The 14,301-nt window shown below is 61.8% G+C and carries 13 protein-coding genes; all 13 read right to left on the bottom strand.

Translation table 11 applies throughout. The features are described 5' to 3' along the window. Nucleotides 1-82: 82 nt before the first annotated feature. The 13 genes from M1B34_RS24075 to exaC all read right to left on the bottom strand — a co-directional run bounded on the left by M1B34_RS24075 (nt 83) and on the right by exaC (nt 13,948). Nucleotides 83-2,527 (bottom strand): TonB-dependent siderophore receptor, encoded by a 2,445-nt coding sequence (locus M1B34_RS24075; protein ID WP_268266400.1) that lies wholly within the window; start codon nt 2,525-2,527, stop codon nt 83-85. 109 nt (nt 2,528-2,636) lie between these two features. Further along, nucleotides 2,637-3,596, bottom strand: a complete 960-nt coding sequence (locus M1B34_RS24070) for a FecR domain-containing protein (protein WP_268266399.1) — start codon at nt 3,594-3,596, stop codon at nt 2,637-2,639. Nucleotides 3,597-3,598: 2 nt separating this feature from the next. Further along, nucleotides 3,599-4,135, bottom strand: coding sequence for a sigma-70 family RNA polymerase sigma factor (locus M1B34_RS24065; protein WP_268266398.1), 537 nt, complete (start codon nt 4,133-4,135; stop codon nt 3,599-3,601). 192 nt (nt 4,136-4,327) lie between these two features. Next, nucleotides 4,328-4,732 (bottom strand): hypothetical protein, encoded by a 405-nt coding sequence (locus tag M1B34_RS24060; protein ID WP_268266397.1) that lies wholly within the window; start codon nt 4,730-4,732, stop codon nt 4,328-4,330. Between the two features lie 54 nt (nt 4,733-4,786). After that, nucleotides 4,787-5,086 (bottom strand): hypothetical protein, encoded by a 300-nt coding sequence (locus M1B34_RS24055; protein ID WP_268261974.1) that lies wholly within the window; start codon nt 5,084-5,086, stop codon nt 4,787-4,789. 518 nt (nt 5,087-5,604) lie between these two features. After that, nucleotides 5,605-6,132 (bottom strand): inorganic diphosphatase, encoded by a 528-nt coding sequence (gene ppa / locus M1B34_RS24050; RefSeq protein ID WP_123334630.1) that lies wholly within the window; start codon nt 6,130-6,132, stop codon nt 5,605-5,607. Nucleotides 6,133-6,343: 211 nt separating this feature from the next. Beyond that, entirely contained in the window at nt 6,344-7,165 is an 822-nt protein-coding gene (locus M1B34_RS24045; protein ID WP_268266396.1) for a M90 family metallopeptidase, read from the bottom strand. Nucleotides 7,166-7,170: 5 nt separating this feature from the next. Further along, nucleotides 7,171-7,827, bottom strand: a complete 657-nt coding sequence (locus M1B34_RS24040) for a DedA family protein (protein ID WP_123334634.1) — start codon at nt 7,825-7,827, stop codon at nt 7,171-7,173. 209 nt (nt 7,828-8,036) lie between these two features. After that, nucleotides 8,037-8,492, bottom strand: a complete 456-nt coding sequence (locus tag M1B34_RS24035; RefSeq protein WP_123334636.1) for a GNAT family N-acetyltransferase — start codon at nt 8,490-8,492, stop codon at nt 8,037-8,039. 107 nt (nt 8,493-8,599) lie between these two features. After that, the gene (gene eutC, locus M1B34_RS24030; RefSeq protein ID WP_268266395.1) at nt 8,600-9,424 is read right to left on the bottom strand and encodes an ethanolamine ammonia-lyase subunit EutC; all 825 of its coding nucleotides are present in this window, start codon (nt 9,422-9,424) and stop codon (nt 8,600-8,602) included. Nucleotides 9,425-9,435: 11 nt separating this feature from the next. Continuing rightward, nucleotides 9,436-10,830 carry an ethanolamine ammonia-lyase subunit EutB gene (locus M1B34_RS24025; protein ID WP_123334640.1) on the bottom strand — a complete coding sequence of 465 codons (1,395 nt, stop codon included), beginning with the start codon at nt 10,828-10,830 and terminating at the stop codon, nt 9,436-9,438. Nucleotides 10,831-10,966: 136 nt separating this feature from the next. After that, the gene (gene eutH / locus M1B34_RS24020; RefSeq protein WP_123334642.1) at nt 10,967-12,247 is read right to left on the bottom strand and encodes an ethanolamine utilization protein EutH; all 1,281 of its coding nucleotides are present in this window, start codon (nt 12,245-12,247) and stop codon (nt 10,967-10,969) included. A 180-nt stretch (nt 12,248-12,427) separates the two neighbouring features. Then, the gene (exaC, locus tag M1B34_RS24015) at nt 12,428-13,948 is read right to left on the bottom strand and encodes an acetaldehyde dehydrogenase ExaC (RefSeq protein WP_123334644.1); all 1,521 of its coding nucleotides are present in this window, start codon (nt 13,946-13,948) and stop codon (nt 12,428-12,430) included. Nucleotides 13,949-14,301 lie beyond the last annotated feature (353 nt).

The following is a 14,301-nucleotide window of genomic DNA, read 5'->3' as shown; positions in this document are numbered from 1 at the left end:
GAGTCGAGCGTGGCGTCCGCAGATGGCAACATGCGAACGCCGAAACCCTCGGGCTTCGGCGTGTCGACAGGGTGGTGGGGCCTTAGAAGCTGTACTTGGCCGAGAGCATGAAGTTACGTGGATCGCCATACACGTTGAAGGCGTTCCAGGTGTTGCTGTTGATGCTCTGGTAGTACTTCTTGTCGAAGACGTTGTTGACGTTCAAGCGCAGGTCGAGGTGGTCGGTGGGTTTGTAACCCAGCATCAGGTCCACCAGGGTGTAGCCCTCTTGCTCGATGCGATAGCCGTCGCCCTTGTTGTAGGTGGTGTTCTGGCTGGTGAGGCCACCGCCGACCCGCCAGCGCTCCAATGCACCCGGCAAGGTGTACGTGGTGTTGAGCTTGAACAGGTGCCGCGGCAGGTCACTGTTGAACAGTTTTCCTTCATTGCTGGCCTGGGCGTCCTTGCGGTACTTGGCCGAGTTGTAGGTGTAGCCGGCGGATAGCTGCCAACGGTTGGTCAGGGCGCCGTTGACTTCCAGTTCCAGGCCTTCGCTGCGAACCTCGCCCGAGGCCACGTAACACGTGGTGCCGGCCGGGGTGCACCCCACATTGACGATGGAGGCGCGGTTCTCCTGGTCGATGCGATACACCGCTGCGCTGGCGTTGAGGGCGCCGTTGAAATATTCACCTTTGATCCCGGCTTCGTAGTTCTTGCCGGTAATGGGTTTGATGGGGGAGTTGTCAGCGTCCACCACCCCTTGCGGGCTGAAGATATCGGTGTAGCTGGCATACACCGAGTAAGTGTCATTCAGGTCGTAGATCAGCCCCGCGTAGCGAGTGACATTGCGCGTGACCTTGTCAGTCTTGGTGTTGCTGCCCAGGGTGTCGATCTGGTAGTCGTACCAGTCCAGGCGGGCGCCGAGGATCAGGTGCAAAGGGTCTGCCAGGCTGAAGCGGCCGGTTACGTAGGTGCCGGTCTGCTCGGTCTCGCTTTGCTGCTGCCAAGCGCTCATGTTGACGGCAGGCTTGGCCACGGTATGGGGGTTCCAGTTGTAGATGTCGATGTCCCTGGCGCTGACTACCGTGGTGCCGTAGCCCTCGAAGGTTTCCCGACGATGGCTGGCTCCCAGCACCAGTTCGTGTTCGCGTCCCAGGAGCTGGAACGGCCCACTGGCGAAGGCGTCGTAGCTGCTCTGGTCATTCTCGTAGCGGAATTTGCCGGTCATCTGGTCGAAGGTGTTGCCAGTGCCTGCGGTGGCATAGGAGGCGAACAGGTCGAGCTTGGACCAACTCTTGGTCGCGGCCAGGCGCAGCTTCCAGTCATTGTCGAAGCGCTGTTCCAACTCGGCGAACACACTGTTGTTGTCCTGGTCCCAGCGGCCCCAGTCGTTACCCAGGAAGGTCGAACGCGACAGCTTCAGGTCGCGGCCGTCGCTGCCGGTGGGCACGCCGCCCCAGGCGGTGTTGTTGTTCAGGTTCTGGTTGGAGGCACCGAAGGTGAAAAGGGTGGCGTCCGTCAGGTCGAACTCAGTAATGGCGTAGAACAGGCTGTGTTCCTTGTTCACCACGTCCTGAAAGCTGTTCTTGACCTGATAGCTGGTGACGGCGCGCCCACGTACCGTCCCCGCGTCGTTGAGGGCGCTGGAGGCATCCAGCTCGCCACGGTAGTTGTCCCAACTGCCGGCGCCGGCGCTGATGCTTGCCATGGCTTCTTTGGTCGGCCGTTTGCGCACCAGGTTGATGGCCGCTGAAGGGCTGCCGGAACCGGTCATCAGCCCGGTAGCGCCGCGAACCACTTCCACTCGGTCGAGCATGGCGGTTTCGGTGGCGGCGATGGTGTCCCGAGAGGTGTAGCTGGCGACGGTGGTCGGCAAGCCGTCGTAGAGGATGTTGTCGACGCTGAACCCCCGGGCGTAATAGGTGGGGCGTTCCGGGCCATCGTTGGACAGGGTCAGCCCGGGGACGTCCTTGACCACGTCATGGATGGTCTGCATGCCTCGATCGTCCATGCGCTGGCGAGTGACCACACTGACCGATTGCGGGGTCTGGCGAATCGACAGCGGCAGCTTGGTGGCTGTCTGCATGCTGCCGGTGGTGTAGGAGCCGCTGTCTTCGGTGGTCGCGCCCAATTGCTGGCCGGTCACGGTGGTCGCCCCCAGTTCCAGCGCGCCTTTGGCCTCGGTGAGCGGCGCCAGGCTATAACGGCCGTCGCTCTCGCGGATGGCCTGTAAACCACTGCCGTTGAGCAACCGATTCAGGCCCGCATCGATGCTGTAGCGACCTTCGAGCCCTGGGCTCTGGCGACCACGGGTCAGGTTGGCATCGAACGACAACACCACGCCGGCCTCGGCCGCGAAGCGAGTCAGCACTTGGCTGAGATCCCCCTGGGCCAAGTGATAGGCCTGCTCGCCGGCAGGCTCTGCATAAGCGTTTGCCGACAGGGCCAGGGGTAACATGACGGCGCCGCAGAGCAGTGCACGGCGCAGGCTCAGGTGTAGAGGGTGGGTGGCGAGAGGGGGCAATGCGGGTGGAAGCAGGGCTGTCATGGACGTGGTTCTCTTCAGGTGTCGGGCCGCACAGATAGGCCGTTCTCCATAAGTCGAACGAGAAGTGGAATTAATATCATTGGCGTTGAAGATTTTTTCGTCAGACGCGTCAGGCGGGTACCAGATTGATCCAGTAACGGGTGCGTTGCACCACACGCACCGGCAACGAACCGGACAAGGCACGGAGGATCTGGTCAGTGTCGCGCAGATCAAAGGTGCCGCTGATGCGCAAGTCGGCCACAGCGGGATCGCAGCGCAGCCAACCTCGGCGGTAGCGCCCCAGTTCGGCGACGAAAGCCTCCAGACGCTGATCGTTGGCGACGAGCAAGCCACGGCTCCAGGCACCTTCGGCGAAATCCAGCGTGGTGGGGGCGTGTACGGCCTGACGATCGAACTGGCACCGCTGGCCACTCGTCAGCAGTTGGGTCTGGCCTTCGTGGGTGGTGATCTGCACCTTGTGCTCGAACACGGCCACGGTCGTGGTTGTGTCTTGTTCCCTGACCGTGAAGCGCGTGCCCAATGCCAATACCCGGCCCTGGCGGGTCTGCACGCTGAATGGGCGCTGGTGGGGATCGGCGGCGGTGGTCACCATGATTTCCCCCTGCTTGAGCAGCACCAGGCGTTGCTGGCCATCAAACACAATGTCCACTGCGCTGTCGCTGTTGAGCAGCAGTTGGCTGCCGTCTTCCAGGGTCACGGGCAGGCGTTCGCCCACCTGGCTGCGGTAGTCGGCCAGCCACGGGTCCTGGCTGGCCTTGCGATAGCCGCCCCAGCCGAGGGTGCTGCCGCCGATCACCAGGGCCAAGCCCTTGAGCACACCACGCCGGCTCGTCTGGCGTTCACGTCCGGCCAAGTCCAGGGTGCGTTCGGCCAGGGGGCCGGGGACGCGCAGCATGCGTTGCTGCAAGCGTTCGGCCTGTTCCCAGGCCCAGGCGTTCAGCGGTGCGGCCTGCAACCAGGTTTGCCAGCCCAGTCGGTCGGCCTCGGTGGCGGCCTCGTCATTGAGGCAGCTGTACCAATGGGCGGCTTGTTCCAGGGCGGTCAGTTGGGCGGCGCTGATGGGTGGCATGTTTAGAGTTCGAGCTCGTTGCGCAGGCTGTAGAGCATGCAATGCTGCACGGCCTTGGCGATGTAACGATTGACCGTGACCAAGGACACTCCCAGGGTTTCGGCAATCGCCTTGTAGGTCATGCCATCCAGTTGCGACAGCAGGAAAGCCTTGCGCACATTGGCCCCCAGCGCCGCCAGCATGGCATCCAGCTCATACAGGGTGTCCAGCAGGATCAAGCGGGTTTCTGGAGACATGGCGCTGATTTCCGGTTGTTCGGCCAGCACCTGCAACCAGGCCCGTTCAAGGCGTTGGCGGCGGAAATAATCGATCATCATGCGCTTGGCGATAGTTGCCAGGTAACCCCGTGGTTCGCGCACCGCACTCAACTTGCTCGAGGCGTCGCGGGTGCCGAGGATGCGCACAAACACGTCCTGTACCAGGTCGGCAGCCAAGTGGTGGCAGGCAACCCGCGGTCGCAGCCAGCCCTGCAGCCAGCGGTGCTGCTCCTGGTAAATCCTGCTGACTTGCTCCTGCAGCACGGGATCCTGGCTCGGCATGACGCACTCAACGGTTCAAATGGGAAGGATTATCATTCTATGTGGCTTGCTCTGGCGTGAGCAAGCTCAGTGATGGCTCTTGTCCGCAATAGACGGTGGTATGCACCAGGGGCAAAGGGTGCGTTGGCAAGCTGGTGACTTTCAGGTGCGGCCGTCAGCGAACATCCTCGGCAACGCTAATAGGCCACGTCCTCAGCGAAATTGTCCGCAGAGCGCATTGCCGTCGTAGGTGTGCATCAGCGGCCCCAAGAACATGAAAGGGCCGCAGGCGTAAAACGGGTCGGACAGGCTTTGCTGGGTGTAGAGCAGTTCTGCTTCCCGACCGTTGATGTCGTTGCCGTAGGCATACTCGGTGTAGGAATGGCACACCGGCAGTTTGAGCGGGATCGGGACGAGCAGGGCCCAGACGGTGGTGCCGCACCATTCGCGCTGCTCGGAAAAGCGCACCGTGCGGGTGATCACCGGTGTTTGCTCGCGGTAGGTGAGCTGGGTGTGGGCCGGGGTTTTGCTGGTGACTTTAATGGGCATCTCTACCCAGGCGCCGACACAACCGCTCAGGCTGATCAGCGCGAATGCCGATATCAATGTGTTTTTCATGGGGCGCCTGGAGAGAGCAAGAAGAACGGCGGAGACCTGAGTCGTCGAGGCTGGCTATTTGGCCATCAAGGTCTCGATGGCCGACGCCTGGCATTCGCTTAGCGGGCCCTGGTGCTTCTTGATCCGGTGCACCCAGTCCGAGCCGGACAGTCGTTCCCCGCGACGTACCAGGCGGCCATGGTTGTTCAGGGCCTGGCGCAGGTCCTCGACCATTTTCGGGTACGAAGGGCCCCCATCGAAACGAATGCGCAGTGAGCCGATAAGCGAGCGCTTGACCCAGAATTCGGGTCGTTGCTTGGCACTGCTGTTGCTGAATCCAGCCTGTTGCAAGGCATTTTCTGGGTAGGCGTTCATTGCATATCCATCCATTGGAGATTCATCCCATCCTGGGGAACTGCACGTTGGCAATTCGCTGAAGGGCTCATGTTTTCATATGGCGGATCAATATGCGAAAGCTTTTCTTTCGTGAATGCCCGATTTGCCGCGCTGAACACCTGCGGGGCGGGTGAATTTGCTTCGGGCATTAAAAAGCCGGCTTGTGGCCGGCTTCTCGGGGACTGGCTTGGTTCATTTTTGGTAAACCGCACCAGCCTTCAAAACGTACATCCAGCTCTTGCGGCTGGCTGTGGGACTGGGCGAGAAAATCATCCGCTTCGTCGAGCGATCTGGCCGCAGGGCGGGTCGATGCGCAAATGTGGGGCGCAGCATACGCATATTTGCCGGGGATTCCCAGTGCGAAGCGCGCTCCAGAGGGCTTGGAGGTGGAAAAAATGCAAGGAAGGGTGGCTGGGCCGCTTTCTGGCGCCCACAAAAAAGCCCCGAATCACCGGGGCTTTCTCTTAACGCTTATGGCTAAGCGCTAGCTACTGCTCTTAACCCTTGTAAGCCGCAACCGACTTCAGGATCTCGGCGCGGGCTGCTTCTGCGTCGCCCCAACCTTCGATCTTCACCCACTTGCCTTTTTCGAGGTCTTTGTAGTTCTCGAAGAAGTGCTTGATCTGTTCCAGCAGCAGGGCTGGCAGATCGGTGTATTCCTTCACGTCCACGTACAGCTGGGACAGCTTGTCGTGTGGAACAGCGATGACTTTGGCATCGCCGCCGCCGTCGTCGGTCATGTGCAGGATGCCGACCGGACGAGCACGGATTACCGAGCCCGGGGCCACTGGGTAAGGGGTCACGACCAGCACGTCGAGGGGGTCACCGTCGTCGGCCAGGGTGTTGGGGATAAAGCCGTAGTTGGCCGGGTAGAACATCGGGGTGGCCATGAAACGGTCAACGAACAGGCAGTCGCTGTCTTTGTCGATTTCGTATTTGATCGGCGCGTGGTTGGCCGGAATTTCGATCGCGACGTAGATGTCGTTCGGCAGGTCTTTGCCAGCCGGAATCTTGCTGTAGCTCATTGGGCTTTGCCCCCGTTAGTTGACCAAATGACTTGGCCGGATTGACCAAAAAGTGGCGGCGATTATAGACGTACTCCGCTACCGACGCCACGTACCAAGGGTCGTAGGTTCTGCACGAAAATGGCCTGCGCGTCGATCATGCTGCCCGTCGGGTGCCTTCGGCATCCAGCAGAAACAGGCTGACCTTTGCTCGACGAGTTTTCGTACCGACCTACAACACTTGATCGTGTGGCTGATAGACCGGATCGCTGGCCTGAAGTTGCCGCAGTCGGGCGAGTGGATTCTGACGGTAAAACAGCTGCAACTGTTCATAGACTTTCGGATAGGCCTGCACCAGCAGATCCGGAGCGCTGAAGAAGTATTCGCTGGTCACGGAAAAGAATTCCGCAGGGTTCTCCGCCGCGTAGGGGTCGATGGCGGTTTCGGCGTCGGGGTTGAGCTCCAACTGCTGGTCGAGGTCGTCGTAGGCCTCTTGCATCACCTGCGCCCAGTCGCTGACGCGCATGTCGCTGTGCAGCGGCGGCAAGCCGTTGGCGTCGCCGGTGAGCATGTCCAGCTTGTGCGCCAGCTCGTGGATTACCAGGTTGTAGCCTTCCCAGCCGCCGCTGGCCATGACCCCGGGCCACGCCAGGATCACCGGGCCCTGTTGCCAGGCTTCGCCGCTGTGTTCGCCGTCCCATTCGTGTTCGATGCCACTGGCATCGCGATGGCGCTGGGGGCTGAGGAAGTCGTCGGGGTACAGGATGATTTCGTGGAAGCCCTGGTACCAGTTCAGGTCGCCCAGGTACATCAACGGCAATTGGGCTTGGGCTGCGAGGAGCAGGCGTTGTTCCTGGTGCAGTTCGACGCCGGGCAAGGCCGTCAGGTGCTTGTCCGCCAGGAACAGCACGCTGGCTTCGCGCAGCCACTGGTCTTCGGCGGCGCTGATGCCGTCGAGGAAGCTCAGGTGGTCTCGCACCCGCTGCCAGGTTTCATCGGCGACCGGGTGCTTGGCCAGGGTGCGCTTGCGCCGCCAGGCGCTGAGGGACCACATGGCCGTCAGTGGCTTTCGGTTTTGGCTGGGCTGCGGCTGAAGCGGCTGCGGAACACGCCGATGATCATCGGCACCAGGGACAGCAGGATAATGGCCACCACCAGCAGCGACAGGTTCTTCTTGATAAAGGGCACGTTGCCGAAGAAGTAGCCCAGGGTTACCAGGCCACCGACCCAGAGGATGGTGCCGGCGACGCTGAAGAAGACAAAGCGCGGGTAGGGCATTTTCGCGACGCCGGCGACGAAGGGCGCGAAGGTGCGGATGATCGGCAGGAAACGCGCCAGAGTGACGGTCTTGCCGCCGTGCTTGTCATAGAAATCGTGGGTTTTCTGCAGGTAGTCGCGGCGAAAGATTTTCGAATTGGGGTTGCTGAACAAGCGTTCGCCCGCCGTTCGGCCGATCACGTAATTGGTGCTGTCGCCGAGGATGGCGGCGAGCATCAGCAGGCCGCCCAGCAGCACCGGGTCCATGCCGCCCCCGGCTGCGACGGCGCCGGCGATAAACAGCAGGGAGTCGCCCGGCAGGAAGGGCATCACCACCAGGCCGGTTTCGCAGAAGATCACCAGGAACAGGATGGCGTAGATCCACGGCCCGTAATTGTTCACCAGCATGTCGAGGTAGACGTCGAGATGGAGGATGAGGTCGATCGGGTTGAAATCCATGCAGGCACCTGTGGTGACAGCCCGGCTCAGCGGGCCTGTGCGATAAGTCGGAGTAAGGGACTACAAGGGGGATGTAGGTTTTCTTACAGTCCGAAGAGGTCGGCATTATAAAGACTGAGATGTGAATTGCGCGTTGAGATTGTAGCGGGGGATGTCGCGGGGCGTGGGGTCCGGCGCCGAGGCACAGAGCCCCTCGGCGCCGCTTGGGGTCAGTTTTCGCCGATGGGCAAGGTGTAGTTCTTGAACTCGGTGTCTTCACGGAAACCCATGGATTCGTAGGTTTTCTGTGCCACTTCATTGTTGCTGCTGGTGGATACCCGCAGGCGCACGGCGTTGGTTTCCTTGGCCATCTTCTTCGCGGTACGCATCAGGTTGTCGGCCACCAATTGGCGCCTGGCATCCTCGGCGACGTAGATGTCGTTGAGAATCCACACCCGCTTGAGTGAGAGGGACGAGAAACTCGGGTACAGCTGGCAGAAGCCGAGCAGTTTGTTGTCGTCATCGGACAGCGCCAGGTAAATCACCGACTCTTTGCGGCGCAGGCGCTTTTCCAGAAAGGCCCGGGACGAGTCTGGATAGGGCAGGGCGCCATAGAATTCGCGGTACTTGACGAATAACGGGGTCAACAAATCCAAGTGTTCGAGGGTTGCTTGAGTAATCCGCATGGTGGCTCTCAACTTCAAGTGGATGTGACGGCAAACGGTTCATTACTCGGTGCAGCCGTGCTCGGATGCTGCCCAAAGCGCGTAAAAAGCGCAATCGTCTTGCAAAATCACCCGGGCGGCGGGCCCAGCAGGAAGTTGCCCGTGAGCGCTGCCGATGCATCGCTGTCCAGGGTCGGCACCTGGGCTTCGTCTTTCAGGTTGACCCCCGACAGTTGCCGTCGACAGGCCTCGCGCATCAGGTACAGCAGGCGATGGGCGGCCATGCCGTAGCTCAGGCCTTCCAGGCGTACGTTGGAAATGCAGTTGCGGTACGCGTCGGTGAGGCCGACTTTCGGCTGGTAGGTGAAATACAGCCCCAGGCTGTCCGGCGAGCTGAGGCCCGGTCGTTCGCCGATCAGGATCACCACCATCTTGGCCCCCAGCAATTCGCCGATTTCATCGGCCACCGCCACTCGCCCTTGTTCCACCAGGATCACCGGCGACAGCGACCAGCCTTCGGCGGCGGTCTGTTCTTCCAGGCGAGCGAGAAACGGCAAGGTGTGCCGATGCACGGCCAGCGCCGACAGGCCGTCCGCGACCACCACCGCCAGATCGACCCCGCCCGGATGGGCCTTGGCATGGTCGCGCAGGGTTTGTGCCGATTGATCGCTGAGTCGACGCCCCAGATCAGGGCGCTGCAAATAGGTGTGGCGATCCGTGGCGGCACTGTGCAGCAGCAGGCTGTCGCGGCCGCGCTCGGCCAATTGGCTGGCCAGTGCGCCATGTTCGAACGGCAAGTGCACGGCATCCCGAGCCTGGGCGTGGGCAAACTGGAAATCCAGTTGGGCCTGGGTTGGCAGGCTGGTGCCGGTGCGGCCCAGGGCAATGCGCGCCGGGGTCAGGCGGCGCAGTTCCAGCCACGGGTTCTGGCTGTCGGTAGGGTGCTTATCCATAAACCTGTTCCTTATCCCAGCTGTGCCAAGGCCTGGCGGAAGGCCGGCGGCAGGTTGTGGCCAAAATGTACCTTGCCGTCGGCTTGGGTAAAGATCCCGGTCTTGGCCAGCCACTGTTCGAACTCAGGTGCAGGTTTCAGGCCAAGGGTCTGCCGGGCGTAGAGCGCATCGTGGAAGGACGTGGTCTGGTAGTTGAGCATGATGTCGTCGGAACCGGGGATGCCCATGATGAAGTTGATGCCGGCCACGCCCAGCAGGGTCAGCAGGGTGTCCATGTCGTCCTGGTCAGCCTCTGCGTGGTTGGTGTAGCAGATGTCACAGCCCATGGGCACGCCCAGCAGTTTGCCGCAGAAGTGGTCTTCCAGGCCGGCACGGATGATCTGCTTGCCGTTGTACAGGTACTCGGGGCCGATAAAGCCGACCACGGTGTTCACCAAAAACGGCTTGAAGTGCCGGGCCACGGCGTAGGCACGGGTTTCGCAGGTCTGCTGGTCGATGCCGTGGTGGGCGTTGGCCGACAGTGCGCTGCCTTGGCCGGTCTCGAAGTACATCAGGTTCTGCCCCAGGGTCCCGCGATTGAGGCTCAGGCCGGCGTCATAGCCTTCCTGCAAGACATTCAGGTTGATGCCGAAACTGGCATTGGCCGCCTCGGTGCCGGCAATCGACTGGAACACCAGGTCCAGGGGCACCCCACGGTTGATGGCCTCGATGGAGGTGGTGACGTGGGTCAGCACGCAGGACTGGGTGGGGATTTCATAACGTTGGATGATCGCGTCGAGCATTTCCAGCAAGGCGCAGATCGAGGCAATGCTGTCGGTAGCCGGGTTGATGCCGATCATGGCGTCGCCGTTGCCGTACAGCAGGCCGTCGAGAATGCTCGCGGCGATGCCTGCCGGCTCGTCGGTAGGGTGGTTGGGTTGCAGGCGGGTGGAGAGGCGCCCGCGCAGGCCCAGGGTGCCGCGGAACTGGGTGACCACACGGATTTTCTGTGCCACCAGCACCAGGTCCTGGACGCGCATGATCTTCGACACCGCCGCGGCCATTTCCGGGGTCAGGCCCGGCGCCAGGGCCCGCAGGCTCTGCTCGTCGGCGGCGTCGCTGAGCAGCCAGTCGCGAAAGCCGCCGACGGTCAGGTGGCTGACGGTGGCGAAGGCCAGTGGGTCGTGGGTGTCGATGATCAGCCGGGTGACTTCGTCGGCTTCGTAGGGGATCAGCACCTCTTCAAGGAAATGCTTCAAGGGAATGTCCGCCAGGGTCATTTGCGCGGCCACCCGCTCGCCGTCATTGAGGGCGGCGACCCCGGCCAGATAATCCCCGGAGCGTGCCGGACTGGCCTTGGCCATGACGTCCTTGAGGCCATCGAAGCGATAGGTCTGGGTGCCGACGCTGTGGGAAAAACTTGCCATCTCAGTCTCCGTTCCAACGATGAAAGTGCAATGCCGAAGGCTGCAATCAGGATGCCAGCCCTGTGGCTCGGGCGCTGGCGTCAGGAATCACCGGCAGAGGCTCTGGTTTTGCCATGAGCGCCTGCCGCTGTCGAGGTCAAACCGTGGCTTTCTGGCCGACGGGCAGTGGCGCATCGGCCGCTGGCGCGCCCAAGTATTCCCCTGCGGCGATGATCCCCGCTGCCCGGTCCTGGGCCTCCAGTTGCAGGGCCTTGGGCACCGACAGCCAGTAGGCCAGGCCGACGGCAATAAAGCCGGCGCTGAGCTTGCCAATCAGCACCGGCAGGATGATGGTCGGCTGGAAGTTGGCGGTGAACGACAGGTGATCGCCCAGCAAGAACGCCGCGCACACGCCGAAGGCGATGTTGATCACTTTGTCTTTGGGCGGCATGAAGCGCACCAGGCGGAACATGGCCAGGATATTGGCAATGGTGGCCAGCATGCCGGCGCTGCCGACGGCACTGAGGCCGATCTTGCCGCCGAGGTTTTCCAAAGGCGTGCCCAGGTATTTGCGCAGCAGGTAAACCATGGGGAAGGCCCCCGCCAGCATGATGCCGATGTAGCCGGCTGTTTCCAGGGCGCGGGTCTGGTCCTCGGCGTCGGCGATGATCGGGTGGAACCCCCAGCCGCCGAACACCAGGGAGAAGAACCCAGTGAAGTACTCGACGATGGAGAACACCAGCACCAGCTTGATCGCCGCGTCCATGCCACGGCCAAAGATGATGAAGCCCTTGATCATCATGTCCGGCAGAAAGCGCAGGCCCAGGGCCAGGGCGACGACGAAGATCACGATGGGCAGCAGGTTGGCGTAAATGTGGCTCAGGCCCAAGGCCAGCTGATAAGCCGCTTCGCCATTGGTGCTGACCAGGTCCCGTACCAACGGGTTGCTGAACGCCAGGATCACGCTGGCGATCAGTACGCCGATGGGGATGGTGAGGATGCCGGACATGATGCCCAGGGCCATGTATTTGTGGTCTCGTTTGTCGAGCATGGCCAAGCCCATGGGAATCGAGAACACGATGGTGGCGCCGCCCATGAAACCGGTGATCAGGGCCATGACCAGGGCTTCCTTGCTGGCGGCCAAGGCCGAGGCCAACTGATACCCGCCCATGTCCGAGGCGATGATCATGGTCGCCGCCAGGGCCGGGTCGGCGCCCAGGGCGTTGAAAAACGGGCCGAACACACTTTCGATGACCAAGGTCAGGTAGGGGATGGAGGCCATGATCCCCGCCGCTGGCACGAAGATATGCCCGGTGGCGTGGATGCCTTCCATGAATTCTTTGCCCAGGCCTTGCTCGCTGTCGTAGATGGCGGCAAAGGCGCCCAGTACGGCGCAGAGCATGATGAGGTAGAGCACGTAGTTGCCGATCTGATCCATTGCGATCTCCCTTCTTATTTTTTTAGCAAAGCCCTCGGGGCTTTGTGCACGACGGTGTGGCGAGTGGCTGATGTTTTGCCAGCAGGTGCCCGTCCGGCGGTCTCAAGGGCGCCGGGGAGCAGGGATGGGTGGGTGGTGCGGGGAAGGCCTCCCGGCGACCGAGGTCGCCGGGAGAGCAGATCAGAAGAAGCCCAGTGGATTGATGTCGTAGCTCACCAGCAGGTTTTTGGTCTGTTGGTAGTGGTCGAGCATCATTTTGTGGGTTTCACGGCCAACGCCGGATTTCTTGTAGCCGCCGAACGCGGCGTGTGCCGGGTACAGGTGGTAGCAGTTGGTCCACACACGCCCGGCCTTGATCGCCCGGCCCATGCGGTAGGCACGGTTGATGTCGCGGGTCCAGAGGCCGGCACCCAGGCCGAACTCAGTGTCGTTGGCAATGGCCAGGGCTTCGGCTTCGTCCTTGAAAGTGGTGATGCTCACCACCGGGCCAAAGATTTCTTCTTGGAACACCCGCATTTCGTTGGTGCCCTTGAGCAGGGTTGGCTGGATGTAATAGCCGGTGGCCAGGTCGCCGGTGAGTTTCTCCACCTTGCCGCCGGTCAGCAGCTGCGCGCCTTCGCCTTTGGCGATTTCCAGGTAGGAGAGGATTTTGTCGAACTGCTGCTCGGACGCCTGGGCGCCGACCATGGTGTCGGTGTCCAGCGGGTCGCCACGCTTGATCGACTCGACCTTCTTCATCACCACTTTCATGAAGTCGTCGTAGATCGACTCTTCCACCAGTGCGCGGGATGGGCAGGTGCACACTTCGCCCTGGTTGAAGAACGCCAGCACCAGGCCTTCGGCGGCTTTCTCGATGAACTGCGGCTCGGCTTTCATGATGTCGGCGAAGAAGATGTTCGGCGACTTGCCGCCCAATTCCACGGTGGACGGAATGATGTTGTCGGCGGCGCATTTCATGATGTGCGAGCCCACCGGTGTGGACCCGGTAAACGCGATTTTGGCGATGCGCTTGCTGGTGGCCAGGGCTTCGCCCGCTTCCTTGCCGTAACCGTGAACCACGTTCAGTACGCCCGGTGGCAGCAGGTCGCCGATCAGCTCCATCAGCACGTTGATGCCCAGTGGCGTCTGCTCGGCCGGCTTGAGCACCACGCAGTTACCGGCGGCCAGGGCTGGCGCGAGTTTCCAGGCGGCCATCAACAGCGGGAAGTTCCACGGGATGATCTGGCCGACCACGCCCAATGGCTCGTGGAAGTGATAAGCGGCGGTGTGTTCGTTGATTTCGGCGCTGCTGCCTTCCTGGGCGCGGATGCAGCCAGCGAAGTAGCGGAAGTGGTCAGCAGCCAGGGGAATATCGGCGTTGAGGGTTTCGCGGACCGCTTTGCCGTTGTCCCAGGTTTCGGTGATGGCCAGCAGTTCGAGGTTCTGTTCGATGCGGTCGGCGATTTTCAGCAGCACCAGCGAGCGGTCCTGGGCCGAGGTCTTGCCCCAGGCGTCAGCGGCGGCGTGGGCGGCGTCCAGCGCCTTGTCGATGTCTTTGGCGGTGGAGCGCGGGAAGTCGGCGATCGGCTTGCCGTTGACCGGCGAGGTGTTGGTGAAATAGTTGCCATCGACCGGCGCTACAAATTCGCCGCCGATGTAATTGCCGTACTTGGCCTTGAACGAAACGATAGCGCCTTCAGTACCGGGGTGTGCGTAACGCATGGTGGGTAACTCCTGGCTTTTGTGCTTATTGGGGAGGACGCGCTGTTGCGCTTGAATAGCGTAGAGCAAAGGTCGGGCCAGTGCGTTGCGAGCCAGATGAATCAAGGGCTTAGCTGCGTTTCGGAAGACTCTGGAACGGCCCCGCGTGACGGATGTGGTACGGCCAGGGTGACACTTTGTACCGCTTGTGGCGCAGTCTGTGACTTGCCGGTCGCGCCAGCATTGCAATACCGACGGCGCAGGAGGATGCTCGCTTCCACGGGATTGCTCGATACCGATTGGCCGCCGCTGCCTCAGGTGCTTTTCGGTCCGGTCCAGGTGCGGACCCAGCAGTCGTAAACCCCCGCAAACCT

Origin of the sequence: Pseudomonas morbosilactucae (assembly GCF_023241715.1) — a bacterium.
Lineage (GTDB): Bacteria > Pseudomonadota > Gammaproteobacteria > Pseudomonadales > Pseudomonadaceae > Aquipseudomonas > Aquipseudomonas morbosilactucae.
The sequence above is the reverse complement of the archived record's forward strand: the minus strand, read 5'-3'. Positions and strand labels throughout refer to the sequence as shown.